Source organism: Pedobacter sp. BS3, assembly GCF_008274585.1.
Lineage (GTDB): Bacteria > Bacteroidota > Bacteroidia > Sphingobacteriales > Sphingobacteriaceae > Hufsiella_A.
The window spans coordinates 85,330-112,314 of the sequence record NZ_VTRT01000009.1 but is presented as its reverse complement, the minus strand read 5'-3'; the positions used below and the strand labels follow the sequence as shown (position 1 = coordinate 112,314).

Sequence of the window (26,985 nt, the reverse complement as noted above, 5' to 3'; positions counted from 1 at the left end):
AGAAATCAAAGACAAACTCTTCATCTTTGCCAACTTTTATGTTAATTGCGCAACCTTTGAAAACCTGCAAATACACTACATGGAAAAATTAAACGCTGATCTGCTTAAAACCAAACCGCATTTTCATATTCTCGACGGCATGCGTGGAGTGGCCGCGTTAGCTATTGTTGTTTTCCATTTCATGGAATGGATATATACGGATAGCAGTAAGAACTTTATCGGGCATGGCTTTTTAGCGGTGGATTTCTTTTTCTGCCTTTCGGGGTTTGTCATTGCTTATGCTTACGATAACCGTATGGAGAAAATGGGCATTGCCGAGTTTTTTAAGTCCCGGCTGATCAGGCTTCATCCGTTGGTTATTTTTGGTTCGGTGATTGGTTTGCTTGGGTTTCTGTTCGATCCTATTGTAAACTATTCTGCCATATATAGCACGGGCAAGCTGGTGCTGCTGTTTTTGTGCTCTGTTCTCCTTATCCCTTATCCGGTTATGCAGGAGCGAGGGTTTAACCTGTTCAGCTTTAATGCACCGTCGTGGTCGTTGTTCTGGGAGTATGTTGCCAATATTGTTTATGCTTTTATTCTTTGCAGAATTGGCCGTAAGTATTTGTATGTGCTCATTATGCTGGCTGCTATTGCACTTGCCTGGGTTAGTTACCGTTCGGGGAATTTGCTGGGCGGCTGGGCGGGAGATAACTTCTGGGACGGGTGCGCCCGCATCAGCTATTCGTTTTTGGCCGGGCTTTTAATTTATCGCTCTAACTGGATCATTAAATCGCGACTGGGATTTGGTGTGATGAGCCTTTTATTAGTGCTGGCTTTTGTGATGCCTCATTTTAAATGGAACTGGCTGGCCGAACTGCTGGTGGTATTATTCTATTTTCCGCTGCTGGTTTCGCTGGGTGCAGGCGCCGTGTTATCTCAACGATGGGAGAGTGTTTGCAGGTTTTCGGGGGCGATATCTTACCCCTTGTATATGACGCACTATGCTGCGATCTGGATTTTTGGCAATTATTTTACAACGTATAAACCTGCTATGGCTCAGCTTTATGTGATTGTTCCGGTTGGAACGCTGCTGCTGATTGGATTTGCTTACCTGGTGATGGTACTGTATGATATTCCGGTAAGGCGATATCTTTCCAGTAAGCGAAAAGGAAGCTGATAGTAGTGCTGTCCCGTGTGAGCTAAACCGGATAGGAGCGAATACCGGCCCGGCGGCTAAGGCTTGTGCAGTATAAGCGTATAGCCGGGCTACCGGAACCGATGTAATGCTTTTATTGCTTTTCAAAAAATAGCTTCTTGCGGCTAACTTCTGGGATGGTATTGTGTGATGACATCACGCAGGTAATCGCGGTCAAGGTGGGTATAAATCTCGGTAGTAGTAATACTTTCGTGGCCCAGCATTTCCTGTACGGCCCGTAGATCAGCGCCTCCCTCGATGAGGTGTGTGGCAAACGAATGCCGGAAAGTGTGCGGACTGATGCGCTTTTTTATCCCGGCGGCCAGGGCGAGATCCTTGATGATCATGAACACCATGACACGCGAAAGCGGGGAGCCACGCCGGTTTAAAAATACGAAATCTTCGGCGCCTTTTTTCACTGGAACATGAACGCGAACTTCGCTGATATAAATGTTGAGGTATTTAATGGCCTGGCTGCCAATGGGAACCAGCCGCTCTTTGTTGCCTTTGCCAATGACCTTGATGAATTCGATATCGAGATACAGGGTTGAAAGTTTAAGGTTGACCAGTTCGGAGACCCGCAGCCCGCAGCCGTACAGCACTTCGAGCATGGCTTTGTTGCGCATACCTTCGGGTTTGGAGAGGTCTATGGCGGCAATCAGGAGTTCAATGTCGTGTATGTTGAGCGTATCGGGCAGCTTCCGGCTCAGCCTGGGGCTTTCGAGCAGGGCAGCGGGATCGGTGCTGACCATTTCATCCTGCACCAGGTATTTGTAAAACGATTTAATTCCCGATAATATCCGGGCTTGCGATGGCGGGAGCATACCCAGCTCATTGATCCAGACCAGGAAATTCCGTAAGTCCTCCTTACTGAGCTCTGCCGGGGTTTTGTTGCCGGCGATACTGGCATATTGCTCCAATTTATCTACATCACGCAGGTAAGCGTCTACCGTGTTGGGCGAGAACGAGCGCTCTAACCGTAAATAGGTTTTATATCCTGTTTTTGCCGCCTGCCAGCTCATGATGCAAGTTTACGGGTTTTAGGTTATAAGTGATAAGGTTTTATGAGGCTGATGGCTGATGGTTCATAGTCCGGAAAGTCGGGAAAGTCCGGAAGACCGGAAGCTTACTCGCCGATGGCTCATAGTTGATGGTTTATAGTTGATGGTTCATAGTCCGGAAGTCCGGAAAGTCAGAAAAGACCGGAAGCGGGAAAGGTGGAAGGCGGAAGGTTTAAGGCATAGGGTAGCTAATAGCTTATGGTTCATAGTTGATAGTTCATAGTTGATAGTTCATAGTTGATAGTTCATGGTTCATAGTTCATGGTTCATGGTTCATAGTCCGGAAGTCGGGAAAGTCCGGAAGACCGGAAGCTTGCTCCTTTCCTTGCGCCACCGCTAAGGCGGCACGCGGTTGGAGAGAGGTTGGGGGAGAGGCCATAGTCTGGCGCAAGGTTAAGCGGCTGCCGGTGTGTGGCCTGCCTTGTGTCTCCGTAAGAACAGCACAAGCAGATGCTTAGGCTATAAAGGGGCACTTACCTTAAATCCCCGCAGTTTGCTTTTTATGATAAGTAATATACGAAACAATAAGCAGCGCCAGGAAAATAAGCGGCATCAGGCGATAGTTTAGCGGGTCGCCGGAAGCAGAATGTGCAATGAACGCCGAAATAAAAGTTATTGCAAAGCCTGCGTAAGTCCACTCTTTTACCCGTGATATAACCGGAACCAGGAGCAGGATAGCGCCAATAAGCTTAGCTAAAGCCAATTCTACACGAAAATAGTCCGGGTAGCCCAGGTGATGAAAAGCTCCTTTTAGTGCTGGCTGCGTTAAATAGGCATAAGCAGAATAGATCATCATTAAAGCAACAATAGCTGTTGGAATCCAGTAAAATATTTTAATTTTCATAGTACATTATTTTTCTGCAAACATATTTATATTCGCTATTAAAAGGATACTACTATCCCAAAGGATACCGGTATCCTTCAGGATAGTTAATAAAAAAAAGAGATGGAACTTCAGGAAAAGAAAGTTATTCACGACAAGGAAACCTGTACGGCAAGCGTTACAGCGGTAAGAGATGCACTTTATGTATTAAACGGCAAATGGAAGCTTCCGTTAATTGTTGCTTTGTCCGAAGGCCCCAGACGCTTCAAAGAGATCCAACGGGAGCTTGGTGAGATTACACCCAAGATATTATCCAGGGAGTTGCGGGAACTGGAACTGAACGAATTTGTGGAACGCAAAGTGTTTTCTACCACTCCGGTTACAATAACCTATGAACTTACGCCTTACAGCAGATCGTTAGATAAGGTATTGGAAGAGTTGAAAAACTGGGGCTTACAGCATCGGCAGCGAATAATTGCCAGCAGACGAAGACCTTCCGGTGAATGACACTGCTAAAAACAACCAGATGTTTAAGTAACCCTGTCAGGCAATAGATAACATTCTTTTTCAATAAGGAATGATAGTATTATTTTATTGCCAGCCCACTTATTTCATTACCCTGAAGTATATAAAAAGTTTAATTATATTATTAAATCGATATAATTTTATTATTTTTTATTTAATTTGCTTTTATTGTGTTTGTTTGTATATCTTTGAATATATAAACTAAATTAAACGCTAACCAAGTTTAACCAGTTTGGACTAATATTCTGAAGTATAAGTTTTGTTGTGTGAGGAAGGGGGACAGGATCAGCCAATAATTAAGGTTAATAGTGGCGTAATGATAAGTTAACAGCTACCGGGGAACTTTGAGCAGAAAAGTATCATGGCATTATATAGTGAATATACAGACCAGGAACTGGTAACGCTGCTGACAGCAGATGATGAGAAAGCATTCCGTACGCTTTACAACAGGTATTGGCAGCGGTTGCTTTTAAAAGCATATATGCAGTTGGGTACCTATACTGAGGCCGAGGAAGTAGTTCAGGATACTTTTATAAACCTGTGGAAGCGGCGCCACCGCATACAATTGCATTACAGTTTTCATACCTATATAGCAGCAGTTGTACGGTATGAGATCATGGCAAAGCTGGCCGGCAGGAAAGTATGCGAGCATATCCCGGTAGATGATGCCAGGGTATTGTCACTTGCGGATCATTCAACACAGCAGTGGCTCGACTTTGAAGAACTTTCGAAGCAAATAGAGCTGGAGGTACAGCAATTACCCGAAAAATGTCAGCTGGTATTCCGGTTAAGCCGGGAAAAAGGCCTTACCGAAAAACAGGTTGCCGAGAACCTGGATATATCAGTAAAAACAGTAGAAGCGCACATTAGTAAAGCCCTTAAAACACTCCGGGTTGGGTTAAGCCATATATTACTATTTGTTATAATTATCGGGGCATTACCTGGTATTGGGTGTTGATATAAGCCCATCCCGACCCATCCTGAGCGTGTTAGAGTACTGTTATTTTCAGCCTTACTGTCACCACCTTTCTAAATTGCTTTTTGCTTAGACTTGTGCTGCCTGGTGTTATGTTAATGATAAACAGGCTTGGAAAGGTGTTTTTATATTGCTGATTATAAGCGGATTGCCGGTTTTTGACTTTTGGCCCCGAATTACTCGGAGGGATTTCCCCGTACAGCCTGTCCCGAGAGGAATGATTCGGGGATACGGGATTCATCCCTGAATAGCCGGGATTTCACTACGTTCAACTTTTAACTTAATTATACCCATTGCTTCCGGACTTTTGACTTTCCGGCTTCCGGACTATGAACCATGAACCATAGGTTACCTTCTACCTTCCCGCCCTCTACCTTCTTTAAAAAAAATTTTACTCCCCACTAAGGGAACACTATAACTTTTATACGCTATATAAGCAATGAACCGATTAAATGCCGACAGGTTGAAAGAACTGGCCGAAAAATGGCTGAATGGCACTATTCTTCCGGAAGAACGTGAGCTACTGAACGAGTGGTACAATCATGAACAGGGAGAGCCTGTGGAGTGGAACCTGGAAGATGCCGGAGAGCAGCAACTCGAAGAACGCTTATTTACGACTATCAGCAAAGAAATACATTTAAAGAAACAGCCTTCTGTACTACGAAGGCGGATCACCTTATTGGCTTCAGCGGCGGTGGTGATCTTTTGTTCGGTAGGTGTATTTCTTAGCCTGAATAAACCAGAAAAAGGAAGAAAAATTGTCTATAAGCCTTACAAGGGCGAAGTGCTGCCGGGTAGCAATAAAGCTGTTCTGACATTGGCTAACGGATTAAAAATAGCGTTAAACGATGTGTCTGAAGGTGAGGTAGCCTACCAGGAAGGTATTAAGATCACCAAGGCTACCGAAGGACAGATTGTTTATAGTAAGACGACTCCTTCCGGAAATATTCCATCAGCAGAAGGCATAGAAAGAGAGGCATTTAATACGATAGAAGTACCTAAGGGCGGCCAATATAGCCTGATCCTTCCTGACGGAACCCGTGTATGGCTGAATTCCGCGTCCTCCTTACGATATCCTGCCTTATTTGCCGGTAAAGAGCGGAATGTGGAATTAACCGGCGAGGCTTATTTTGAAGTGGCCAAAGATCCGGCCAGACCGTTTAAAGTATCTGCAGGCGGTACAATGGTGCAGGTACTGGGAACACATTTTAACATCAGTGCCTACCCTGATGATGAATATGTAGCAACAACATTACTGGAAGGCAGCGTAAAGATGTCACATCTCTTAAAAGGAGCCCTTTCGGACAATGCTTCTGAGATAAAGCTAAAACCTGGTCAGCAGGCTATTGCCTTACATACCGGCGGGCAAATTAATGTGCGTGCTGTGAAGAATGCTGACGACGCCATAGCCTGGAAAAGTGGTTATTTTAAATTTAATAATGAAGATATCCGCAGCATCATGAAGCGGGTATCACGCTGGTACAATGTAAATGTGGTGTACCAGGGCGATATGAATGATAAAATATATGGCGGAACATTTTCCCGCTCAAAAAGTATAGCTGATCTGTTGTATAACCTGCAATTAACAGGCACTATTCATTTTAAGATCGAGGATGCCTATATCAGTGAAAGTAACGGTTATAAACGCAGTGAAAGGAGGATAGTGGTCATGCCGTAATATGGGTAAGGATCTGTTATAAAATCCAGAGGTGTTGCCGCACCCCCGGATTTACAGGCTACAGTAGCCGCTCAGGTCGATAAGAATTGAATATGAATACAAATTATCCTATAACCTAATACTCAAATGTATAAAAAATTTACTGCATTTATGTGCAGGAACTGTCCCTGCATGTCATCAAAACTATTCCTTGCGATGAAACTGACTGTTGTTTTATTGGTTGTAGTCCTGGTAAATGTTAAAGCTGCCAGCTATGCCCAAAATGTGAGTCTTCAGGTCAAAAATGGAACCATAGAAGAGGTTTTCAATAAGCTGAGACAAGAAACAGGCTATGATTTCCTTTATGATGCCGGGATGCTGAAAGATATAAAACGGGTGAGTGTATCTGCTAAAAACAGCTCTCTTAGCAGTGTGCTCGACCAATGTCTTGCAGGAGAATCCTTAACGTATACGATCAATAAAAACACGGTAGTAATTAAACGGGCTGAGGCGACCGAAAGACAGCTGACAGTGTCGGGAAAGGTAACAGATACTAAAAATAACCCTTTACCCGGCGTAAGTATCCTGATCAAAGGAACCCAAACCTCAACCATATCAGATTATAACGGTAATTACAAAATTGCTGTACCAAACGCTAACGCGGTGCTGGTATTTACTTACCTGGGGTTTGAGCGAAAAGAAGTTCCGGTTAGCGGAAAAGCCATGCTCAATGTGAGCCTGATAGAAAAAGTAACCGACCTGAACGAGGTGGTAGTAACCGCGTTGGGTATTACCCGCGAGGAAAAAGCCCTGGGATATGCCGCCACCGTGGTAAAAGGTGAAGATCTGACCGAAGCCTTATCAAATAACTGGACAGATGCTTTATCCGGTAAGGTTGCCGGTTTAAACCTGATACGCTCCAACAGCGGCCCAACAGGCTCAAATAAAATTATCCTTCGGGGAGAAAATAACCTTTCTGGAGGCAATGATGCATTGATTGTGGTAGATGGCGTAGTGATCAATAACGGAAGCGGCAGGATGACCGGTTATTCAGGAGCTTATCTGGACGAAACGGTAGTGGATTACGGTTCGGGTTTGGATGATATTAATCCTGAAGATATTGAAAATGTTACGGTGCTTAAGGGGCCGGGAGCCGCGGCATTATATGGCCAACGTGGAGCCAATGGAGCCATTATTATTACCACTAAATCGGGTAAACCCAACCAGAAAGGCCTTGGCATTACCCTGAATTCGAATACTTCATTTGCTACGATCAATCGTATACCAAATTTACAATATGAGTATGGGCAGGGTGATGATGGGGCGAACTATTATTCGTATGGTACTTCTGAAGATGGAGTAAACACCAGCAGCACTACCAAAGCATTTGGGCCTAAATTTAACGGGCAGCTATTTTATCAATACGATCCAACTACACACACCCGCGGGGCAACCCGCACACCGTGGGTTCCCTATAAAAATGGCGGATTTAACGATTTTTTTGTAACCGGCAAAACCTTTACCAACAGCCTGAGTTTAGATGGTGGTACCGATAAAACCTCAGCCCGGTTTTCTCTTACTAATGTCAATAATTCCTGGATTGTACCTAATACAGGGTATGAACGTAATACAGTTGCCCTTTCGGTAAACTCAAAGCCAACTAAAAAGCTGCAGATCGCTTCAAAAATTAACTATACCAACAAGTATAGCAACAACCTGCCTGCCGGCGGATACAATAACCAGTCTATTATGTATGGCTATATCTTCTGGCAACCCAGCGCCCCGATCTCCTGGTTGCGTGATTACTGGCTGCCGGGCAAAGAAGATATCACGCAAAATACGCCTTTAACCGGTACGCCGGATAATCCGTATCTAATCTCGTACGAGATGCTGAATAAGCAAAGCCGCAATTCGGTAACCGGTAGTATATCGGCAACGTATGATATTACCAAAGAGCTGAACCTGATGGTGCGTACATCCATAGATTTCGCCAGCGATTCACGTTCGCAGCAACGGCCTTTTGATACCGAGAAATTTCGCAAAGGTTTTTATCGTACACAGGATATTTATTCGCAGGAACTGAACAGTGACTTTTTGTTTAAATACAAAAAAAATATTAACAAAGATGTTGATATTTCGGCATCTGTGGGAGGAAGTATGCTGAGAAATACTTACGGCATGAACCAGGTAAGAGCCGATTCACTGTTATATCCCGGCATATTTACCATGGCCAACAGCGCCGGGCCGTTATGGACTCAGCCCTTCCGGAGTAAGTATGCTATTAACAGTCTCTATGGTTTAGTGACCGGTGCTTATAAAAACTTTTTGTTCCTGGATTTTACCTTGCGTAACGACTGGAACAGTGTGCTGGCTACGCCAACCAGTAAGGGTAATGTATCGTTTATTTACCCTTCGGTAAATGCAAGCCTGATCCTATCCGAAATATTTAAGCTTCCCAATGCTATCAGTTATACTAAATTGCGGGGCTCTTATGCCGGCGTGGGTAGTGGTGAAACAAACCCATATAGAACAAACCTGACTTTTAGCGCTGATCCGCTCTATCCCGGCGGGGCATTGTATAACCCCTCTACACTTAACAACCCTTACCTGAAACCTTTGTACACTACCAGCTATGAAGCGGGGCTTGAAATGAAATTCTTCCGGAGCCGGGTAGGATTTGACCTTACGCTGTATACCGGTAACACTAAAGACCAGATATTAAAATCATCACTTGGCCCTTCTTCCGGATCAGGTTATCTTATTGTAAATGCCGGTTCTGTACGCAACCGGGGAATTGAGCTGGCTCTGAACGGTTCGCCGTTTAAATCTAAAAAAGGGCTCACCTGGACAGTTAATGCTACTTTTTCAGCCAACCAGAATACCATTATGGCTTTAACCGATAGCTTGCAGGAGCTTGTGTTACAAAACGGCCCGGGCAGTAACGGCTTTATCATCGCCCGGCCGGGCGGCAGCATGGGCGATCTGTATGGTCGTGGCTATGAACGCTCTCCCGACGGGCAAATTGTCTATAACAACGGCTCGCCGGTAATTGGTACAGAGCTGCTGTATTTAGGTAATACCATGCCCAAATGGAAGGCCAGCTTACAGAACCAGTTCAGGTACAAAAACTTTTCAGCAAGCTTTATGTTCGATGCCCAATACGGCTCGGTAGCCTATTCATTAACGCAGGGAAAAATGGCCGTACAAGGTAAAACAACCGCAACGCTGCCCGGAAGGTATAATGGTATTGTAGGCGATGGGGTGGTTTTAAACCCGGATGGATCCTATAGCCCGAATACCGTAGTGAACGAAGACCTCTCAACCTATTATGATGCTCATTTTGGAACCAGTAATGTGGAGGGATCTACATTTTCTACCGATTTTATCAAATTACGTGAGGCCCGACTGGATTATACCTTTAAAGCCAAAACCCTCAAACGGATCGGGCTTCAAAAGGCAACGGTAGGTTTATATGGCCGCGATCTGTTTATCTTTTCCAAATGGCCGGGCTTCGATCCCGAATTCGGTACCCTTAGCGGGTCTGACATTAACCGTGGCTTTGAGATCGGGCAGTTTCCCTCTACCCGCACGTATGGTTTAAACTTAACAGTAGGATTTTAATGATAAACAGCATGAGAAAGATAATAATATTCAGTTGCATAGTAGTGATACTGATGGGTTCCGTCAGTTCATGCACCAAAAACTTTGAGCAACTTAATACAGACCCCAATTCATCGCCTAAAGCGCTACCCGAAACACTGCTGCCACGTGCACTGGTTGAGCTGGTGAGTAGCAATATGAGCCGTAGCCACAGCATTACCAATGAGCTGATGCAGGTAACGGTAAATACCCTGGTAGAAACCAATAGGATATTCCGTTACGATATTCCGCTTACTGCCTCCTCGGCTCCCTGGAGCGGCTGGTATTTGCAGCTTACTAATATGAAAGATATGTACCAGTTTGCGGCCGAAAATACGACTGATGAAAATGCAAGTAAGATCTACCGGGCAATTTCGCTTATCTGCCAGACATGGATATATTCTATTATCACCGATACTTTTGGCGATGTCCCTTATTTTCAGGCCAACCAATCAAAACAGGGTATTTATACCCCTGCTTACGACCGCCAGAAAGATATTTACTTAGACATGTTCAAGCAGCTTGAAGATGCCAATAACCTGTTGCGGGGGCTTAGCAAAAGTGTATCAGCTAACAGCGATCCGGTTTATCACGGAAACCCCATTTTATGGCGTAAGTTTGGTAATTCATTGTATTTGAGGCTATTGCTTCGCGTATCGGGCAAGGCCGAAGTTGCTGATGAGGCTATTGCCAAGATCAAACAGATCGTGGATACAGATCCCGGCAGCTATCCTGTTATTAACTCTAATGATGAATCGGCCATATTGCGATGGACCGGTATAGCACCGTATAATTCACCTTTTGCTAATACTAAGCCATCAGACTGGCATTACCCCAAAATATGCAGCTTTATTGCCGAAAAGCTGGATGCAACCAACGATCCGTGTATCAGCAAATGGCTAACGGCTCCCGGTGGCATTTATGCCGGTATTCCAAGTGGTTATGCGTATGGCGAAACTCCGGAGACCAAATCCCTGCTGCCCGATGCTTTAATGACCGAGCCATTGCTGGGTAATATGTTAAATTATGCAGAGGTACAGTTTATGCTGGCCGAAGCCGCTGCAAAAGGCTGGATCACGGCAAATACGGCACAAGCTTACTATGAGAATGGCGTTACCAGCCGGGTTGCTTTATGGGGCAAAACGGCCAGCACTACCTTTTTAAATGGCGCTGGTGTAAAATGGAATGAGGCAGCTTCGCTGGACGATAAGATGGAGCTGATCATGATGCAAAAGTATTATGCCTTATTCTGGACAGATATGCAGCAATGGATCGAGTACCGGCGTACCGGTCATCCGGTATTACCTAAAGGGCCGGGTTTAAGGAACGATGGCATTATGCCAACCCGCTTACCTTATCCAACGGTAGAACAGGCAGCTAATGGCACCAATTATCGTGCAGCTGTAGCTATACAGGGCCCTGATGATCTAAAAACGCTGATGTGGTGGCAAAAACCATAAATCATAGATCAACATGACGTTTTATATATAAAACCTATTGCAATGAAAACGAAGAAGATTGTTTTAATTCCTGTACTTCTGTACATTCTGGTTGTGATTCTTGCATCCTGCGAAAAGGAAGTGAAAGTTACAGGTAAGCCCAGTCCGCTGGTTTCGGTGGAAGATGTAAGAGCGCTTTATAAGGATTCTCCGCATACCATTACCACCGAGGATCTGACCGGGGCTAATTATATTTCTGGTATTGTGATATCAGACCCGGCTAATGGCAATGCGCCCGACGGTCTGGTGATTATGCAGAGCTACCGTCGTAAACAGTTACGGGGTATTGCGCTCGCTTTAGGTGCAGATGCTGCACAATATAATGCCGGAGATTCCATCGTGGTAAAAATTACCGGCGGTACCCTGGATCGGGTAAATGGCACATTACAGATCTCAGGTATTTCAGAAGTTACCAAGGTATCATCAAATAACCCGCAAAAGGTTAATCTTGCCACCACCACATTTACCGGGCTGATAAATAACATGAAAACCTACGAAAGTACGCTGGTACAGCTAAAGTCGGCGATAGTAGCAAATCCGGAAACAGGTCTGACTTATGCTGGTGATGTGGATATCAGCGATTGGTCAAATATAGTAACGTTGCATACGGCAGCTTCTGCCAGTTTTGCCTCAGAGGTTTTGCCGGATATGGGCGATTATACCGGTATTCCAATATTCCAGACTGTAGGCTCGGAAACCAAGCTGGTTCTTTTATTACGGAGTATAGATGATGTGGTGGGACAAACCCTTGAGCCACACCATCCCGATCAGTTATACGCCAACTTCCCCGAAACCTGGGAAAATGGCATACCTCCTCTCAAAACCGGAAATGCCGGAACTTCGGCTTTATTTCCAACAGGTGAATGGCTGATGACCAATATGTATCCTATCAAATCTAATAATATCACTGTTTCAAAGCATGGTACTTATACTGTAATGATAGCCGCTAACCAGGAAACATCACTAACCATGAATTTTAACCTGCCTTATGGAGCCTCGAAATTCTCATTCTATTACGGTGCGCCGGTACCAGGATCAGATAATAAAGACCTGCCTAATCGGTTAATAGCTGAATACTCCCAGGATTCCGGAACAACCTGGACCGCCTTAGGGCCTGAACTTCAGGTAACAGATGTGAATACATTTTATTACCAGGAATATATCCTGGATATTAAAGGCCCGGTACGGTTCAGAATCCATAAGCTCAAAACCGGTGACCGGTTGAGCATAGATGATATCGCAGTTTATCAGAATTAATACATGTTAATATAGGTTCCATCTGAAAGAGCATCGTGGGTATTTACTGCCCACGGTGTTTTTACTAACCTGATTTAAAAATGAAAAAAGTTAAATACGGCAGACTTGCTGTGGCTGGTCTCGCTATTGTCTGTGTTTTTTTGGTAAATAGTTGTAGTTATGCCCAAACTGCTACCCTAAAGGTGCTGGATTATAATACCATGCACGGGTTTGATGGTAATAATGCCATTAAAGATAAATACGTTAACTGGGTGGAGAATATCAACCCGGATATTGTGAACTATCAGGAAATGATAGGGTTTTCGCAGGATGACCTAAAACGCTTTGCGGCCAGGTACGGGCATAACTATACGGTAATTATGAATAAAGAAGCGGGATATGACGTAACGCATCCGCTTGCTATTACCTCCCGTTATCCTATTGAAGTTATTGAGCGAAGAATAGACGGTATGTGGCATGGATATGTGCTTACGCGGATAAAAGGTATCTACGTAATGGTTACGCATTTGGCTCCGTTTACTCTGAAAGACCGGCAAAAAGACATTTCGATAATCATAAACCGGTTACAACAGTTACCTAAAGGCGCTAAAGTTCTTATTTCGGGCGATTTTAATTCATTTTCGCGTGCTGATAAAGCTGCTTATGGCGATAAGCTGCTGCAATCCATGCAGCGGTTAGAAGGACGTTTAGAGCCTAAAAGCGGTACGCCTATAGTGAAAAACCGCACGATTTATCGCAATAATCTTAATAACGGCGCTTTAGATTATTCGGTTACCGATAGTATGGTTAAGGCCGGGTTTGTGGATGCTTTCCGGCAAACCAACAAAACGTTTAAAAACAGTGTGCCGGTCAAAAGTCAGCTAAAGAAAAATTCCGTATTAAGACGTGTGGATTATATCTGGGTTAATGCGCTGTTGTCAAAGGATATTATCAGTACGGATATTATCCATGATGAAGTAACTGATGTGATATCAGACCATTATCCGGTACTGGCAGAATTTAATATAAAGTAAATGCCTGATGAAATTTAATCGGCCTTAAAAGCTAACAATTAACTAAATCTAAAATAATATGAAAACAAAAATTACTCAATGGATCAACACCGGTATTGCCAGGATGGTGATACTTTGCTTGGTATTTAGTTTGTATACCAACCACAGTACCGGCCGCAAACCCTGGATGAGATTATAAAATGGGCCAAAGGAAAAACCATACTGATGCTGGATAAGAAAGACGTACCCTTTGATAAAATCCTCCAGTTAATAGAAGATAACCACGCCGAATCTTATGTGTTGGTATCATCTTATGCGCCCGAAGAAGCCAAATGGTATTATGACCGTAACCCGGATATTATGTTTGAGGCCTTCATCCTCAATAATGATGATTATCTGGCTTATCAAACATCGGGCGTACCCTGGCAAAATATGGTGGCATACCTAAGCCAGTCTACCAGTTCACCGCAATATTCTGCAAATAAACAATACAACAGAATTAAAGGAGTTTTTTCATTATAGCGATAACCGGGTCCCGCTCATTTGCGCCCATCGTGGGGGAGCCCGTGCAGGCTACCCGGAAAACGCTATCGCTACATTTGAACATACGCTGACCCGCATGCACGCTTTTTTTGAAGTAGACCCGCGATTAACGAAGGATGGAGAAATTGTAGCTTTTCATGATGAAACGTTAGACAGGACAACAAATGGTACCGGTAAGCTAACGGATTATACCTGGGATGAAGTGAAACAGTTAAAACTTAGAGATGAAAAAGGTAATATTACACCTTATGGCATCCCTAAGCTGGAGGATGTATTGCAGTGGGCTAAAGGAAAAACGATATTAATATTGGATAAAAAGAATGTTCCATATAGCAGATTGCTGAAATTAATTGAAGCTAACCACGCCGAAGCCTGTGTTTTAGTTTCTGCTTACCATTTAAAAGAAGCCCAATACTATTATAAGCGTAACCCGAATATTATATTTGAGGCGATGATAAAGGATAAGAAGACGATGAAAGCGTATGAAGAAGCAGGTATTCCCTGGGAAAATATTATAGCTTTCACCGGGCAGCCCTTAGATGCCTCGTTAAATGCAAGGCTTCATAAAAAAGGTGTGATGTGTATGGCCTCAACAATGAAGTTCCAGGATAAGGAAAAGGGCAGGGCATCCCGTATAGCCGGCTACAAGGATATCGTAACTAATGGAGGGATAGATATTCTATTGTCGAATGAGCCGGCAGATTTGTCAATGGCATTGCAATCATTACTGCCAGAATCAAGCTCAAAAGTTAAATTTTTCAAAAAAGAACCCATCTAATGATCCTTTTTAATACAATTATTATGTTCAAGTTAAATAGAAAATTAAACCAGCTATGTATATTTCTGTTACTCCTATCTGTAAAAACGTCAAATGCCCAAAACACGAATCTGAATACGTTTAAGATAAAGAATGTAAGTGAACTGAAAGAATTTTTCCGGTACACGCCCGATAGGATACCGCTGGTATGCGGTCATCGGGGTGGAGCAGAGCCGGGTTATCCGGAAAACTGTATTGCAACCTTTGAACATACGTTAAGCCAGGTACATGCCTTTTTTGAGCTCGATCCCCGTCTAACTAAAGATAGTGTAGTGGTGGTGCTGCACGATGCCACCCTGGATCGTACCACCAACGGAACGGGTAATTTGATAGATTATACCTGGGAGGAGTTGCAGAAGTTTCGGCTTAAAGATCCGAAAGGGAAAGTAACCGATTACCGTATCCAGACACTGGATGAGATCATAGAATGGGCTAAGGGAAAAACTGTTTTAATGCTTGATAAGAAAAATGTGCCTTTACCGATGTTGCTGTCTATTATTAATAGACACCACGCAGAAAGCTGGGTGCTGGTATCGTCCTACAAGCCGGAAGAAGCCGTGTTTTACCACCAGCATAATAAGAACATCATGTTCGAAGCCTTTATCAAAACCGAAGAACAGCTAAAAGCTTATGAAGCTACCGGTATTCCGTGGAGTAATATAGTAGCGTATTTAAGCCAGCCTAAGAAAAAGGCCTTGTACGATGCTTTGCATGAACGAGGCGTAATGTGCATTATCTATACAGCGCCCGTGTATGAAAAAAATAAGAATGAACAATTACGTATAAAATCTTATCAGGATATTATCAATAGCGGTACAGACATCATCCTGGCTAATAAAGTTGTAGAAGCCGCTAATGCCTTGAAACCACTAATCCCGGTAAAGAGCAGTAAAAAGAAGTTTTTTCGAAAGTAAGTAAACCCTTATAAGAGACCTTTGACTCTATAGCCATAACCATTATTTCCCGCCTTTCTCTTTTCCTGAGATATTCTTCAATAAATGTTCGTTTGAAAGAAATGGATATTTAATTTTATTATTTTTTATTTAATTTACTTTTATTGTCTTTGTTTGTATCTTTGGTCGGATACTAAATAAGGCTAACCAGTTTTTTTAGAAAGCTCTGAATAAGTATATTTTGACTGAACGGGAAGGATTACTTGCACTTTTTAATATGTGGGTAACACCTTGATGATATAAAGTATATAGCTTGCGCCTGTTTGTACCTGTATGGTAGGATAAGATCGCCTGTTGGATACCAAGTTCGATAGTAAATAGCTTCTTGTAGTGAGAATAAAATATAGAATAAAATATAACAAGCATATCATTGACGATGTATATAACACTTATTGGAAAGAGTTATATATCGTTACTTACCGCCGGCTTAAGTCAGAAGAAGATGTAGAAGATATATTGCAGGATATTTTTGTATCAATTATCCAGAATCCTGCAATTTTAGAGCGGGAAGGCTCGATAAGAGCCTATCTGCACCAAGCTCTTCAATAGGATTGCTGGTTTAACTTTCAACTTTTAATCCCGAAGGTGCGGGATTTTACTTCGTTTAACTTTCAACTTTTTACAGTTTCATCTCCACAACTACATATTTATTGCCATCCTTAATAAATGTTTGCTCGGTTTCGGTAAAACCCATCGCGTGATAAAAATCAGCAGAGCCCTCAATCGCGTTGAACCAGAGTCGTTTAGCACCACTATTTCGGCCATGTTCAATAACGTGTTGCAATAGCTTACGACCGTAGCCTTTATTTCGTTTTTCCTCAATGGTAGCAAATTTCCTGAATTGCATATCGTCACCTTCACGGTGAACAGAAGCCACACTGACCAGCTCATCGTTTTCGAACAGTCCAAAATGCTCACCATTTTTGTCTTTATCCACGTTAGTGCCGGTGGGTGTTACATTATGATCGTTGTTCATTACTTTGTGACGAATAGGCCAGGCCTGCTTCACGTCTATAGGGGCAATAAATATCATATCATCAGGATAATTTTTGTATTAAACTCAAAACCTGCCGGGAAGTTTTATCAGGAGCCGGTATTTTGATATTTTATCTCACAAAAATACTTCCTTATAAAGAGATATTGATTAATAAAAGTGCTGATTTTTTGTAATATTTTTAAAATAATGCCGTTTGTAAAAATCAGGCGTTATATATTTGGCCTATCTGTTAAAACAGTGCTATGAAGCAAAAGCAACACGGAATACTATATGCAAAATTATTTTTGCTGGTCTTCTTTCTGAAGATGCTTGCTTCGGCTACGCCATTAATTGTTGCAACTTTTGACAAAGTGGCAGCAAATTCAGCCATCATGCAGTTAGAGTTAGAGCATGATATCAAAGATAACAAGGCTGAAAAAGAGCTATCAGCAAAAGACATAAAAGAGTACAATCGCGTATCGGGTAACTTTACTTTTGAGTTGCCTTTACGATATATAAACGCTCAGGATATATATTATAAAGATAGCAAACATATCAGGATATATTATCCCGCAGTGCCAACGCCGCCTCCAAACGCGTAATCCGGCATTAAGGGCGCACAATGGAACTACATTGTGCAGTCTGTATTATTTCTTTTTACATACATTAATATATCCAAAGTTTATGGCAGCTAAACGTATGTCTGCATTTAACGTAGGGAACTACGTTTCAATGAATAATTTAAAACGCGATTTTCCGTCCAGTATTGTAGTATTTCTGGTAGCCTTGCCGCTTTGTTTGGGCATTGCGCTGGCATCGGGAGCACCGCTGTTCTCCGGAATCTTAACCGGTATTATCGGTGGTATTGTGGTGGCATCACTAAGCGGATCACAGCTCAGCGTAAGCGGACCGGCGGCCGGTTTAACGGTTATCGTATTAGGAGCAATAACCCAGCTGGGTAGTTTTCAAACATTTCTGCTGGCAATTGTTATTGCCGGAGTATTACAAGTTATCCTTGGTTTGGTTAAAGCCGGTACCATTGCCAACTATTTCCCGTCTGCAGTTATTGAGGGAATGCTGGCCGCGATAGGTATCATCTTAATACTGAAACAGTTTCCGCATGCTGTTGGCTACGATGCCGATTATGAGGGCAGTGAAAGTTTTGTATCTACAGACGGAAATACCTTTTCGGCTATAACCGCGGCTTTGTCAAAAATTAACTTTGGTGCAGTGATCATCAGCGCTTTATCGTTAATTATCATGATCTACTGGTCCAGGTTTAAAAAGCTGAAAAGTATTCCGGCTCCACTTATTGTAGTGGTTGCAGGAGTTGTGTTGGGTATCCTGTTCCAGTCAACAGAACTGGCACTAAAACCCTCACAACTGGTTAGCATTCCGGTAGTGAACTCATTTTCAGAGCTTACCGGCTTGTTCAGTATGCCCGATTTTTCGCAGATAACCAATAAAGATGTCTGGGTAATCGGTGTGACCATTGCGATAGTGGCCAGCCTGGAAACATTACTGAGTCTGGAAGCCGTGGATAAGATTGATCCGTATAAACGGGTATCGCCAGCTAACCGTGAGCTTGTTGCGCAGGGCATCGGGAATATGACCAGCGGTATGCTGGGCGGTTTGCCCATGACGGCGGTAATTGTGCGGTCGTCTGCCAATGTAAATGCCGGCGGAAAGACAAAAATGAGCGCCATTATGCACGGCGGCTGGTTGTTGCTGGCTTTATTACTTATTCCCGGGGTAATTAACATGATACCCTTATCGTGCCTCGCGGCGATACTGCTATTAACAGGTTATAAGCTGGCAAAGATTGACTTGTTTAAGAAGATGTGGCATGCCGGCAAAGACCAGTTTATACCGTTCATCATCACCATATTAGCCGTAGTGTTTACCGATTTGTTAACAGGAGTTGCCATCGGGATGGTTGTAGGAATTTTTTATATTTTGCGAAACAATCTCCGGAATCCTTACTTTTACAAAATCGAGAACGATGGAAATATTCATATCAGGCTTTCGGAAGAAGTGTCTTTTCTGAATAAAGCCGCCATTCAGTTTACACTGACGCATTTACCCAAAGAATCGAATGTTATTATCGACGGAACCAATTCGCGTTATATTGATAAAGACGTTCTTGAGATCATCCATAACTTTAAGCATAGCGCTTATAGTAAAGGTATTATTGTACAAATGATAAATGTTCGCGACAAGTATGATCTGCCGCCATTAAAAGAAATGGTATATAACGCCGCGAGTCATAGCGAAATAAAAAATTAAAAACTAAAAATATGCCAGAAAAAATAAAACAGCAGCAGGCTGCAAGTTACAGCCTGCTTATACAAGGTAACCGTGATTATGTTAAATCTGTAACCGATGTAGATCCTGATTTCTTTACTAATCTTGCCAAAGGGCAGCATCCGGAGGTATTATGGATTGGTTGTGCCGACAGCCGGGTTCCGGCCAACAGTTTAACCGGTACCCGTCCGGGCGATGTTTTCGTGCACCGTAACATTGCTAATATGTGCATCCATAGCGACATGAGTATGCTCAGCGTGCTTGACTATGCTGTGAATATACTTAAAGTAAAGCATATTATTGTTGCGGGCCATTATGGCTGTGGTGGTGTACTTGCTGCTATGGGTAATAATCAGTTCGGTTTAATTGATAACTGGCTACGGCACATTAAGGATGTGTACCGGCTTTATGCCCGGGAGCTTGACCAGATAAAAGACGAAAAACAGCGGGGAGACCGCTTTGTAGAGCTGAATGTGATAGAGCAGGTGCATAACCTGAGCACAACCAGCATTATTCAAAATGCCTGGAAAGAGCGTTTTGATCTACATATACACGGTTGGGTAATTGACATCAGCACCGGTTTAATAAAAGACCTTAACGTTTCATGCAGCAATACCGATAACCTGGGACAGGTTTTTGCATTACAATAAAACCTGTGTATCTAATCCATAAAAAAGGCTGAAACTTAGCTAAGTTTCAGCCTTTTTTATGGATAACGTAACTTATTTACTGGTAAGTAGTTGCTACGTTGGTTATTTTCCAACCGGCTTTGGTTTGCAGCATAGTAACAATGTCTACCCGTGTAAAAGCATCGTATTTCATATTGATCTTCATAATTACCTGGTCGGGTAATGCCTCAAGCACAGAGCTGGTAACAGCGCAGTTTTGCTCAATGCCTTTGTTGCTTCTTAGCGATGCCAGAATATCACTTTTAGTGAAATTAGTAATGTTCTGGCCGCGTGTGCTGGTGAATTTTGCATCGTTGTCAAAAATTGTGGCAATGTCTTTCACCTGCCCATGACAAAGCGCATTAACGTACGTGTCGGCAGCATATTTCATGCTGAGCTTTTCATTAACCTGGTTGGCCTTACCGGCTACAGCTGTTGCCATAATGGCAAACAACAGAATAGAAGTTTTTAGAGTTTTCATGGTTTATTAAATTGTTTGAAGTTTACTTTAGTATGTTTTCTTCATAAGACGTCAGTTGTTTTTAAACGTTACACGCTGGTTAAATTTTTTTGGTGAGTTAGTTGTTCGTTCTTCGTTGTTAGGCCTCACCCCCAGCTCCGCCAACTGGCGGAAGAGGGGAGCTGGACCATGCACACATTGTCAGTTGCCAACTATCCATTGTCCATTATTAAAGATTGCTTCCGGTCTTTCCTGACTTTCCGACTTCCGGACTATGAACTATGAGCCATGACCATAAGCTACTTTTTTCGATGTTTATAACTCATTCTGGCGATTTTTAACCGGATGCCTTATATTTACCATCATTAGAAAATTTTATAGATGAGCGAAGACCTGAGTTCTGAAAACGATGCATTACAGCCTGAGGAAGGCACCCTTCATAACGTTATTCCCATTACCGGATTATACGAAAACTGGTTCCTGGATTATGCTTCGTATGTTATCCTTGACCGGGCAGTGCCGCATATTAACGATGGGCTAAAGCCGGTACAGCGACGCATTCTGCACTCTCTCAAAGAGATGGATGACGGACGCTACAACAAAGCGGCCAACGTGATCGGGAATACCATGAAGTATCACCCGCATGGTGACGCTTCTATTGGTGATGCTATGGTGCAGCTGGGCCAGAAAAACCTGCTGATCGATACACAGGGAAACTGGGGCGATCCGATTACAGGAGATTCTGCCGCTGCCCCGCGTTACATCGAAGGCCGTCTTTCAAAATTTGCTAACGAGGTAGTTTTCAATCCGGATACCACCGAATGGCAGGTCAGTTATGACGGTCGTAATGCCGAGCCGGTCACGCTTCCTGTAAAATTTCCTTTGCTGCTGGCCCAGGGAGCCGAAGGTATAGCCGTTGGTTTGGCCACTAAAATTATGCCGCATAACTTCGTGGAGCTTATAGATGCTTCTATCGAGGTATTAAGAGGAAACCGCCCGGATATCTTACCCGATTTCCCAACCGGTGGTATGGCCGATTGCTCGGCTTACAATGAAGGCCAGCGTGGCGGGAAAATCCGTATACGGGCAAAAATTGAAGAACGCGACAAAAAAACGCTGGCGATAACAGAAATACCTTACTCCACAACTACGGGCAGTCTCATAGACAGCGTAATTTCGGCCAACGACAAGGGAAAGATCAAGATCAAAAAAATTGAGGATAATACCGCGAAAGATGTCGAAATTATCATTCACCTGGCGCCGGGTATTTCGCCCGATGTAACCATTGATGCGCTTTATGCCTTTACCGATTGTGAAGTATCCATATCGCCAAACACCTGCGTAATTAAGGATAACAAGCCGCATTTCATGAGTGTAAACGATATACTCACTGAAAATACGGAACATACCAAAGAGCTGCTAAAGCAGGAGCTTGAGATCCGGCTTAATGAGCTGAAAGAGAAGATATTTTTCAGCTCGCTGCTGAAAATATTCATCCAGGAAGGGATGTATAAAAACCCGGAGTACGAGAACTCAGGTAATTTTGATGTTGTAATAGAAGTATTAAACAAGCTGTTTGAACCTTTCTTCCCGCAGTTTTATCGTGAGATACTTCCCGAAGACTATAAAAAGCTGATTGAAAAGCCGATGAGCAGCATCACCCGCTTTGATGTTAAAAAGGCTGATGAGCAGATGAAGGCGCTTGAGAATGAAATCAAGCAGGTGAAGCACGATTTAAAACATCTCACCGAATATGCCATAGCCTGGTTTGAGCGGCTTAAAGAAAAATATGGTAAAGACCGTGCCCGCAAAACCGAGTTGCGTACCTTTGATAAGGTAGAAGCGGCACAGGTAGCTTTGGCCAACGTCAAGTTATATGTTAACCGTGAAGATGGATTTATCGGTACGGGTCTTAAAAAAGATGAGTTTGTATGCGACTGCTCGGATCTGGATGAGATCATTGTTTTCCGTGCCGATGGACGTTGCCTGGTTACCAAAGTGCAGGACAAAGTTTTTGTAGGCAAGGAAATTCTGCATGTGGGCGTATTTAAAAAGAACGACGAGCGTACCATCTACAATATGATCTATAAGGATGGCCAGAGCGGCACCTCCTATATAAAACGTTTCGCCGTGCTGGGCGTAACCCGCGATAAAGAGTATGACCTTACTAAAGGAACAAAAGGCTCTAAAGTGTTGTATTTCAGCGCTAACCCGAATGGCGAAGCCGAGGTAGTTAATATTGCTCTAAAGCCGCATTCAAAGCTGCGTAAGTTGCAGTTCGATGTTGACTTTGCCGAAATTGCTATTAAGGGACGGAGTTCGCAGGGTAATATTGTAACCAAATACCCGGTCAAGAAAATTATCCTGAAATCGAAAGGTATTTCAACATTGGCCGGAAGAAAGATCTGGTATGATGATGTGCTGAAACGTCTTAATGCCGATGGCCGGGGTAAGTTCCTTGGCGAGTTTGATGGCGAAGACAAAATATTGACCGTGCTCAGCAACGGGGTATATGAGTTGACCAGCTTTGATCTGAGCAATCACTTTGATGATAAAATGATCCGTATTGAAAAATACGATCCCGATAAGGTGTATTCGGTAATTCATTACGAAGGAAAATCAAAGAATTATTACGTTAAGCGGTTCACCTTTGAGAATATCGCTATAGGTAAGCAGAGCAGCATCATCAGCGATGAGAGCGGCTCAAGACTGGTCATCATATCATCGGCGGCGCAGCCTTTGGTACAGGTAGATGTACTGAAAGGTAAGAGCCAGATCCCCGAAAGTACAGAGATAAACCTGGCAGATGCTATTGATGTGAAGGGAATGAAAGCAATGGGAAATCGCCTGTCTCCGCATGATGTACAGAAAATTACCCTGCTTACCGAGCATGATGATGAGGCAGATGTGCCGGATCCGGTTCCCGAAACGCCGCTGGAAGAAGTTGTAGCCGAAGAAAAGCAGGAGGAAGCCGCCGAACAGGAAGTGCCGCATAAAGAAGAACCCGAGGTTGAAAGTAAGCCTGAAAAGGTGGAACAAGCTGAACCGGAAAGGCCGGTTAAAACGGAAAATCAAAAACCGGAAGAGCCTAAACCGGAAAAGAAAGTGGATTTTGAGATCACCAATCCGGATGATGTGGAAATTGATGATAAAGGGCAATTAGGCTTGTTTTGATGATAGGTGAACTGCTCATCGGGATTTACAAATCCCGATGGTTTTAATGCTGGGTTTTAAATTCGGAGTTGCAAATCCTGAACAACGATAGATAGGATTAGTTGTTAGTATATAGAAGCTTTTCCCTCTGCTATAGCCAGAAAGGTTCCTGACGGCTGTCTACAATATAATGTAACATAATGTGCTTACTGGTTACCTCGTAGAAAAGCAAACTTAATCTATTGATTGGGGCTATTCTTACATTCTTGTCAAAAGTACCTGATTTATACATGTGGGGGAAATTAGCTATCATCTGTATAATTTTCTCAGTTTCCCTAACAAACTCTCTTGCCACTTTTTCACCCCAATTTTCCCGGATAAACTCTATCAACATTTTAAATGTAACCTCAAAAGTTTCCGTATAGTAAATGGGTAATCCCATTATTACCGGTTGAGTATGGCATTAAGTCCCTTGTACTCTTTCACACGCCCATTTTTTACATCTTCCTTCGACTTGCGAACACCGGCAATAACGTGTTCAGGAAAAGTGATGGCTTCTTCTGCTTCATCATATTTTACACCGAGTACATCCAAAACAGCTTTAATGGCCTTTTCAGATTTTTCGTCTTCCAGATGTATCGTTAATGTCGTCATCACTTGAATGGCTTAGTTAAACAAACTTAAAAAAATTGCTTCTGATAAACAAATTTCAGAGGCTCCACGCTCATCGGGATTTGTAATCCCGATGGTTTTAATCCCGGATTTTAAATCCGATATGATTGCCGCCCCCGTGGAGGAGCAAACTCTAACCAGCATTTCAGAACAGGACATCCGCTTTTCACTTTCAACCTTTCACTTTCAACTTCATACAAACTTGATACCTTTGCATCATGACATCAAAATGGGTTATCTCGCTGCTCCCATCAGCTACCGAAATAGTTTGTGCTTTAGGCCTGGAACATACGCTGGTTGGGCGCTCACATGAATGTGATTATCCCGAATCGGTTCAGTCGTTGCCGGTATGTACGTCATCGCAAATCGATTCATCCCAATCGTCAGATAAGATACACAGCCAGGTGCAGCATATTGTATCGCAGGCATTGTCTCTATACCAGGTTGATGCGGAAAAAATCCGGGAGCTGGCGCCCGATGTGATTATCACTCAAACCCAATGCGACGTATGTGCCGTAAGTTTTGAGGACGTGGAAAAAGCCGTTCGCGATATAACGGATAAACCCATCGATATTATTTCGCTCAACCCGCACCGGTTAGATGATATACTGGAAGACATTAAAACAGTGGGTGAACGTTTGAACGCTCCAGATAAAACGGCTCACCTGTTAGATGAGCTGTATGAGCGCATTGAACTGGTAAAGCACAAGCTGAAGTTCATTGAAAAAAAGCCCGCTGTAGCCTGTATCGAATGGTTATCGCCGTTAATGATCTCCGGTAACTGGGTTCCCGGACTGGTAGAAATAGCAGGAGGTATTCCCGTACTGGCCCAAAAAGGAACGTACTCGCCCGTTATCCAGTTTAAGCAGCTTCTGGAAGCCAATCCGGATATCATTGTACTCATGGCTTGTGGGTTTTCTGTTTCAAGAACTTTGCAGGAAATCGGTATCTTGCTGGGCCAACCCGGCTGGAGCGAATTAAAAGCCGTTCAGAATAACCAGGTGTATGTGGCCGATGGTAATCGCTATTTTAATCGTCCCGGACCTTCGGCTATCGATAGCATGGAAATTCTTGCCGAAATCATTAACCCTAAGCAATTCATCTTTGGCTATGAAGGCAACGGCTGGGTAAAGTTTGCCACCAGTTGATGGAGTGTTTTTCTTTTTCATCCCTTTAATTACCGCTCATCCTAATTTGTAATCCGGATGGTTATAACTGCGGATTTGTAATCCGCTTTAGTACTTTGTAATGCTTTGACCCCGAACCGTCGTGTTTCGCTTTACCCAACTTTTGATTTTATAAAGACCAATCTTTCAGCATAAACTACAAATGTTATAATAAATTAGCTGCACAGCCTGTATTTTAGCAGATATTATAAACCATCAGCTTACAATGATCGTCAAGCTAAAAAGCAATCGCCTGCCAGGCATATTATCTCTTTTGTTATTCATCACCCTGAAGGCATATCCGGCAAATGGTGTTCCATCGTCCCGGCCCAATGTGCTGTTTATTGTTACCGATGATATGAACGACTGGAGCCTGCTGAAAAATTATCCGGTGCTTAAAACGCCGGCCATAGACAAATTAGCTTCGCAGTCGTACTATTTTTACAATGCCAGTTGTGCAGCGCCGGTGTGCATCCCTTCGCGGGCATCGTTTTTCAGTGGTATGTACCCGTATCATACCGGAGCCTATTTAAATAATAAGCAAACCTGGTTTAAAGGCATATTGCAGCAAACAGAAACCCTTCCCGAAACCTTTAAAAAGAGTGGTTACACTACCTGGGCTGCCGGTAAAACCTTTCATGTGGAGGTAAATAATGATCGCGAAAAGCAGATGTTTGATAATACGGCGCCCAAGGGTGGTTTCGGTCCTTATGCGGCAGCACCATTTTGGTACGGAAAGTCGCATTGGTTTAGCATTAAACCCTGGACTGGGCCTGATAGTGATTTTCCGGATGTTCGGAATGCCGATTCGGCCATTACCTTCCTGAAGCAAAAGCATGCGAAACCATTCTTTATGTATTATGGCTTATGGCGTCCGCATACACCTTATACAGCACCTAAACGTTTTTATGATCTGTACAAAGATGAAGATATTACCCTGCCTCCCGGTTATTTGGAAAATGATCTGGATGATGTGCCGCAGTTAGGACGTGATCTGGTAGACTCTATGAGCACTAATAAATATTTTAAACAGGGCCTTACTAAAAAGGAAGTATGGTTAAAAATGCTGAAAGCCTATTGTGCCAATACTTCTTTTGCCGACTGGAATATTGGCCGGGTGATGGCGGCTCTGGATAATAGTCCGTATGCCGAAAATACCATTGTAATATTCTGCTCGGATAATGGATTTCATAATGGCGTTAAAGATCATTGGGTAAAAGCCACCTTGTGGGAGCAGGCCGATGTTATTCCGTTTTTGGTACGTCTACCGGGTGGCAAGGCATATCGCTGCCCGCAAACAGTTAGCCTGGTAGATATTTATCCTACCTTAGTGGAATACTGTAATTTAACGCCACCGGATCATAAGCTTGATGGCATTAGCCTGGTGCCGGTGCTCAAAAATCCGAAAGCGAAATGGGAGCGTCCCGGCGTTACCGTTTACGGCCCTGATTATTCGTCGGTGCGAACCGAGCGTTACCGTTATATCCGGTATGCTGATGGTTCGGAGGAGCTTTATGATCATGAATCAGACCCGTATGAGCATACCAATCTTGCCCGGCGTGCCGATATGAAGCCTGTGATACAGCAATTAGCTAAATATGTGCCTCAGAAATTTGCCAAATCCTGGGGCGGCAGGCATGAAAAAGAAATAAAAGAATAAACATTCA

The 26,985-nt window shown here is 43.3% G+C and carries 24 protein-coding genes; 18 read left to right on the top strand and 6 right to left on the bottom strand.

All coding sequences use genetic code 11. The annotated features are described in order from the left end of the window. The first annotated feature begins 79 nt into the window (after positions 1-79). Entirely contained in the window at positions 80-1,159 is a 1,080-nt protein-coding gene (locus tag FW774_RS18985; RefSeq protein WP_149349910.1) for an acyltransferase family protein, read from the top strand. Positions 1,160-1,302: 143 nt separating this feature from the next. On the opposite strand, the gene xerD is transcribed toward FW774_RS18985, so the two are convergent. Both xerD and FW774_RS18975 read right to left on the bottom strand, forming a co-directional pair. Continuing rightward, positions 1,303-2,199, bottom strand: coding sequence for a site-specific tyrosine recombinase XerD (xerD, locus tag FW774_RS18980; RefSeq protein ID WP_149349908.1), 897 nt, complete (start codon positions 2,197-2,199; stop codon positions 1,303-1,305). A 517-nt stretch (positions 2,200-2,716) separates the two neighbouring features. Next, positions 2,717-3,082 carry a DoxX family protein gene (locus FW774_RS18975; protein ID WP_149349906.1) on the bottom strand — a complete coding sequence of 122 codons (366 nt, stop codon included), beginning with the start codon at positions 3,080-3,082 and terminating at the stop codon, positions 2,717-2,719. Positions 3,083-3,184: 102 nt separating this feature from the next. Between FW774_RS18975 and FW774_RS18970 the strand changes: the two genes are divergently transcribed. From FW774_RS18970 to FW774_RS20970, 11 genes are all read left to right on the top strand, one after another. Continuing rightward, entirely contained in the window at positions 3,185-3,568 is a 384-nt protein-coding gene (locus FW774_RS18970; protein ID WP_149349904.1) for a winged helix-turn-helix transcriptional regulator, read from the top strand. Between the two features lie 379 nt (positions 3,569-3,947). Beyond that, positions 3,948-4,544 carry an RNA polymerase sigma factor gene (locus FW774_RS18965; RefSeq protein WP_149349903.1) on the top strand — a complete coding sequence of 199 codons (597 nt, stop codon included), beginning with the start codon at positions 3,948-3,950 and terminating at the stop codon, positions 4,542-4,544. A gap of 457 nt (positions 4,545-5,001) precedes the next feature. Then, positions 5,002-6,240 (top strand): FecR family protein, encoded by a 1,239-nt coding sequence (locus tag FW774_RS18960; protein ID WP_149349901.1) that lies wholly within the window; start codon positions 5,002-5,004, stop codon positions 6,238-6,240. Positions 6,241-6,435: 195 nt separating this feature from the next. Next, positions 6,436-9,840 (top strand): SusC/RagA family TonB-linked outer membrane protein, encoded by a 3,405-nt coding sequence (locus tag FW774_RS18955; RefSeq protein ID WP_149349899.1) that lies wholly within the window; start codon positions 6,436-6,438, stop codon positions 9,838-9,840. A gap of 11 nt (positions 9,841-9,851) precedes the next feature. Next, positions 9,852-11,318 carry a SusD/RagB family nutrient-binding outer membrane lipoprotein gene (locus FW774_RS18950; protein ID WP_149349897.1) on the top strand — a complete coding sequence of 489 codons (1,467 nt, stop codon included), beginning with the start codon at positions 9,852-9,854 and terminating at the stop codon, positions 11,316-11,318. Between the two features lie 42 nt (positions 11,319-11,360). Beyond that, a complete protein-coding gene (locus FW774_RS18945) occupies positions 11,361-12,614 on the top strand; it encodes a DUF5689 domain-containing protein (protein ID WP_149349895.1) in 1,254 nt (417 codons plus the stop codon). A gap of 80 nt (positions 12,615-12,694) precedes the next feature. Beyond that, positions 12,695-13,627, top strand: a complete 933-nt coding sequence (locus tag FW774_RS18940) for an endonuclease/exonuclease/phosphatase family protein (protein ID WP_149349894.1) — start codon at positions 12,695-12,697, stop codon at positions 13,625-13,627. Positions 13,628-13,831: 204 nt separating this feature from the next. After that, positions 13,832-14,128, top strand: coding sequence for a hypothetical protein (locus tag FW774_RS18935; protein WP_149349892.1), 297 nt, complete (start codon positions 13,832-13,834; stop codon positions 14,126-14,128). Further along, positions 14,079-14,927: a glycerophosphodiester phosphodiesterase family protein gene (locus FW774_RS18930; protein ID WP_149349890.1), complete on the top strand. Its 849-nt coding sequence runs from the start codon at positions 14,079-14,081 to the stop codon at positions 14,925-14,927. Before FW774_RS18935 ends, FW774_RS18930 begins: the two co-directional genes overlap by 50 nt. A 23-nt stretch (positions 14,928-14,950) precedes the next feature. Then, a complete protein-coding gene (locus FW774_RS18925; RefSeq protein ID WP_187774960.1) occupies positions 14,951-15,880 on the top strand; it encodes a glycerophosphodiester phosphodiesterase family protein in 930 nt (309 codons plus the stop codon). 369 nt (positions 15,881-16,249) lie between these two features. Further along, positions 16,250-16,468, top strand: coding sequence for an RNA polymerase sigma factor (locus FW774_RS20970; protein ID WP_149349887.1), 219 nt, complete (start codon positions 16,250-16,252; stop codon positions 16,466-16,468). Positions 16,469-16,538: 70 nt separating this feature from the next. On the opposite strand, the gene FW774_RS18915 is transcribed toward FW774_RS20970, so the two are convergent. Then, on the bottom strand, positions 16,539-16,952 hold the full coding sequence (locus FW774_RS18915; RefSeq protein ID WP_149349885.1) for a GNAT family N-acetyltransferase: 414 nt from the start codon (positions 16,950-16,952) through the stop codon (positions 16,539-16,541). Between the two features lie 206 nt (positions 16,953-17,158). Between FW774_RS18915 and FW774_RS18910 the strand changes: the two genes are divergently transcribed. The 3 genes from FW774_RS18910 to FW774_RS18900 all read left to right on the top strand — a co-directional run bounded on the left by FW774_RS18910 (position 17,159) and on the right by FW774_RS18900 (position 19,849). Further along, complete coding sequence (locus FW774_RS18910; protein WP_149349883.1) at positions 17,159-17,497, top strand: hypothetical protein; 339 nt, start codon at positions 17,159-17,161, stop codon at positions 17,495-17,497. An 82-nt stretch (positions 17,498-17,579) separates the two neighbouring features. Next, positions 17,580-19,181, top strand: coding sequence for a SulP family inorganic anion transporter (locus FW774_RS18905; protein ID WP_149349881.1), 1,602 nt, complete (start codon positions 17,580-17,582; stop codon positions 19,179-19,181). An 11-nt stretch (positions 19,182-19,192) separates the two neighbouring features. After that, positions 19,193-19,849, top strand: coding sequence for a carbonic anhydrase (locus tag FW774_RS18900; protein WP_149349879.1), 657 nt, complete (start codon positions 19,193-19,195; stop codon positions 19,847-19,849). Positions 19,850-19,925: 76 nt separating this feature from the next. Here FW774_RS18900 and FW774_RS18895 read toward each other — a convergent pair whose 3' ends face one another. Then, positions 19,926-20,348, bottom strand: coding sequence for a nuclear transport factor 2 family protein (locus tag FW774_RS18895; protein ID WP_149349877.1), 423 nt, complete (start codon positions 20,346-20,348; stop codon positions 19,926-19,928). A 360-nt stretch (positions 20,349-20,708) separates the two neighbouring features. On the opposite strand from FW774_RS18895, the gene FW774_RS18890 reads away from it, so the two are divergent. Continuing rightward, the gene (locus FW774_RS18890) at positions 20,709-23,501 is read left to right on the top strand and encodes a DNA gyrase/topoisomerase IV subunit A (RefSeq protein ID WP_149349875.1); all 2,793 of its coding nucleotides are present in this window, start codon (positions 20,709-20,711) and stop codon (positions 23,499-23,501) included. A gap of 130 nt (positions 23,502-23,631) precedes the next feature. On the opposite strand, the gene FW774_RS20965 is transcribed toward FW774_RS18890, so the two are convergent. Together FW774_RS20965 and FW774_RS18880 are read right to left on the bottom strand one after the other, a co-directional pair. Next, on the bottom strand, positions 23,632-23,922 hold the full coding sequence (locus FW774_RS20965) for a type II toxin-antitoxin system RelE/ParE family toxin (RefSeq protein ID WP_149349873.1): 291 nt from the start codon (positions 23,920-23,922) through the stop codon (positions 23,632-23,634). Positions 23,923-23,924: 2 nt separating this feature from the next. After that, the gene (locus FW774_RS18880; protein WP_149349871.1) at positions 23,925-24,134 is read right to left on the bottom strand and encodes a DUF2683 family protein; all 210 of its coding nucleotides are present in this window, start codon (positions 24,132-24,134) and stop codon (positions 23,925-23,927) included. A 236-nt stretch (positions 24,135-24,370) separates the two neighbouring features. Between FW774_RS18880 and FW774_RS18875 the strand changes: the two genes are divergently transcribed. Together FW774_RS18875 and FW774_RS18870 are read left to right on the top strand one after the other, a co-directional pair. Further along, positions 24,371-25,300, top strand: a complete 930-nt coding sequence (locus FW774_RS18875; RefSeq protein ID WP_149349869.1) for a cobalamin-binding protein — start codon at positions 24,371-24,373, stop codon at positions 25,298-25,300. Between the two features lie 244 nt (positions 25,301-25,544). After that, positions 25,545-26,978, top strand: coding sequence for a sulfatase (locus tag FW774_RS18870; protein WP_149349867.1), 1,434 nt, complete (start codon positions 25,545-25,547; stop codon positions 26,976-26,978). Positions 26,979-26,985 lie beyond the last annotated feature (7 nt).

Bases quoted from the DNA above. Each gene is read 5' to 3' on its own strand.
- FW774_RS18985 (WP_149349910.1), top strand. From the start codon at position 80: ATGGAAAAATTAAACGCTGATCTGCTTAAAACCAAACCGCATTTTCAT.
- xerD (WP_149349908.1), bottom strand. From the start codon at position 2,199: ATGAGCTGGCAGGCGGCAAAAACAGGATATAAAACCTATTTACGGTTA.
- FW774_RS18975 (WP_149349906.1), bottom strand. From the start codon at position 3,082: ATGAAAATTAAAATATTTTACTGGATTCCAACAGCTATTGTTGCTTTA.
- FW774_RS18970 (WP_149349904.1), top strand. From the start codon at position 3,185: ATGGAACTTCAGGAAAAGAAAGTTATTCACGACAAGGAAACCTGTACG.
- FW774_RS18965 (WP_149349903.1), top strand. From the start codon at position 3,948: ATGGCATTATATAGTGAATATACAGACCAGGAACTGGTAACGCTGCTG.
- FW774_RS18960 (WP_149349901.1), top strand. From the start codon at position 5,002: ATGAACCGATTAAATGCCGACAGGTTGAAAGAACTGGCCGAAAAATGG.
- FW774_RS18955 (WP_149349899.1), top strand. From the start codon at position 6,436: ATGAAACTGACTGTTGTTTTATTGGTTGTAGTCCTGGTAAATGTTAAA.
- FW774_RS18950 (WP_149349897.1), top strand. From the start codon at position 9,852: ATGAGAAAGATAATAATATTCAGTTGCATAGTAGTGATACTGATGGGT.
- FW774_RS18945 (WP_149349895.1), top strand. From the start codon at position 11,361: ATGAAAACGAAGAAGATTGTTTTAATTCCTGTACTTCTGTACATTCTG.
- FW774_RS18940 (WP_149349894.1), top strand. From the start codon at position 12,695: ATGAAAAAAGTTAAATACGGCAGACTTGCTGTGGCTGGTCTCGCTATT.
- FW774_RS18935 (WP_149349892.1), top strand. From the start codon at position 13,832: ATGCTGGATAAGAAAGACGTACCCTTTGATAAAATCCTCCAGTTAATA.
- FW774_RS18925 (WP_187774960.1), top strand. From the start codon at position 14,951: ATGTTCAAGTTAAATAGAAAATTAAACCAGCTATGTATATTTCTGTTA.
- FW774_RS18915 (WP_149349885.1), bottom strand. From the start codon at position 16,952: ATGATATTTATTGCCCCTATAGACGTGAAGCAGGCCTGGCCTATTCGT.
- FW774_RS18910 (WP_149349883.1), top strand. From the start codon at position 17,159: ATGAAGCAAAAGCAACACGGAATACTATATGCAAAATTATTTTTGCTG.
- FW774_RS18905 (WP_149349881.1), top strand. From the start codon at position 17,580: ATGGCAGCTAAACGTATGTCTGCATTTAACGTAGGGAACTACGTTTCA.
- FW774_RS18900 (WP_149349879.1), top strand. From the start codon at position 19,193: ATGCCAGAAAAAATAAAACAGCAGCAGGCTGCAAGTTACAGCCTGCTT.
- FW774_RS18895 (WP_149349877.1), bottom strand. From the start codon at position 20,348: ATGAAAACTCTAAAAACTTCTATTCTGTTGTTTGCCATTATGGCAACA.
- FW774_RS18890 (WP_149349875.1), top strand. From the start codon at position 20,709: ATGAGCGAAGACCTGAGTTCTGAAAACGATGCATTACAGCCTGAGGAA.
- FW774_RS20965 (WP_149349873.1), bottom strand. From the start codon at position 23,922: ATGGGATTACCCATTTACTATACGGAAACTTTTGAGGTTACATTTAAA.
- FW774_RS18880 (WP_149349871.1), bottom strand. From the start codon at position 24,134: ATGACGACATTAACGATACATCTGGAAGACGAAAAATCTGAAAAGGCC.
- FW774_RS18875 (WP_149349869.1), top strand. From the start codon at position 24,371: ATGACATCAAAATGGGTTATCTCGCTGCTCCCATCAGCTACCGAAATA.
- FW774_RS18870 (WP_149349867.1), top strand. From the start codon at position 25,545: ATGATCGTCAAGCTAAAAAGCAATCGCCTGCCAGGCATATTATCTCTT.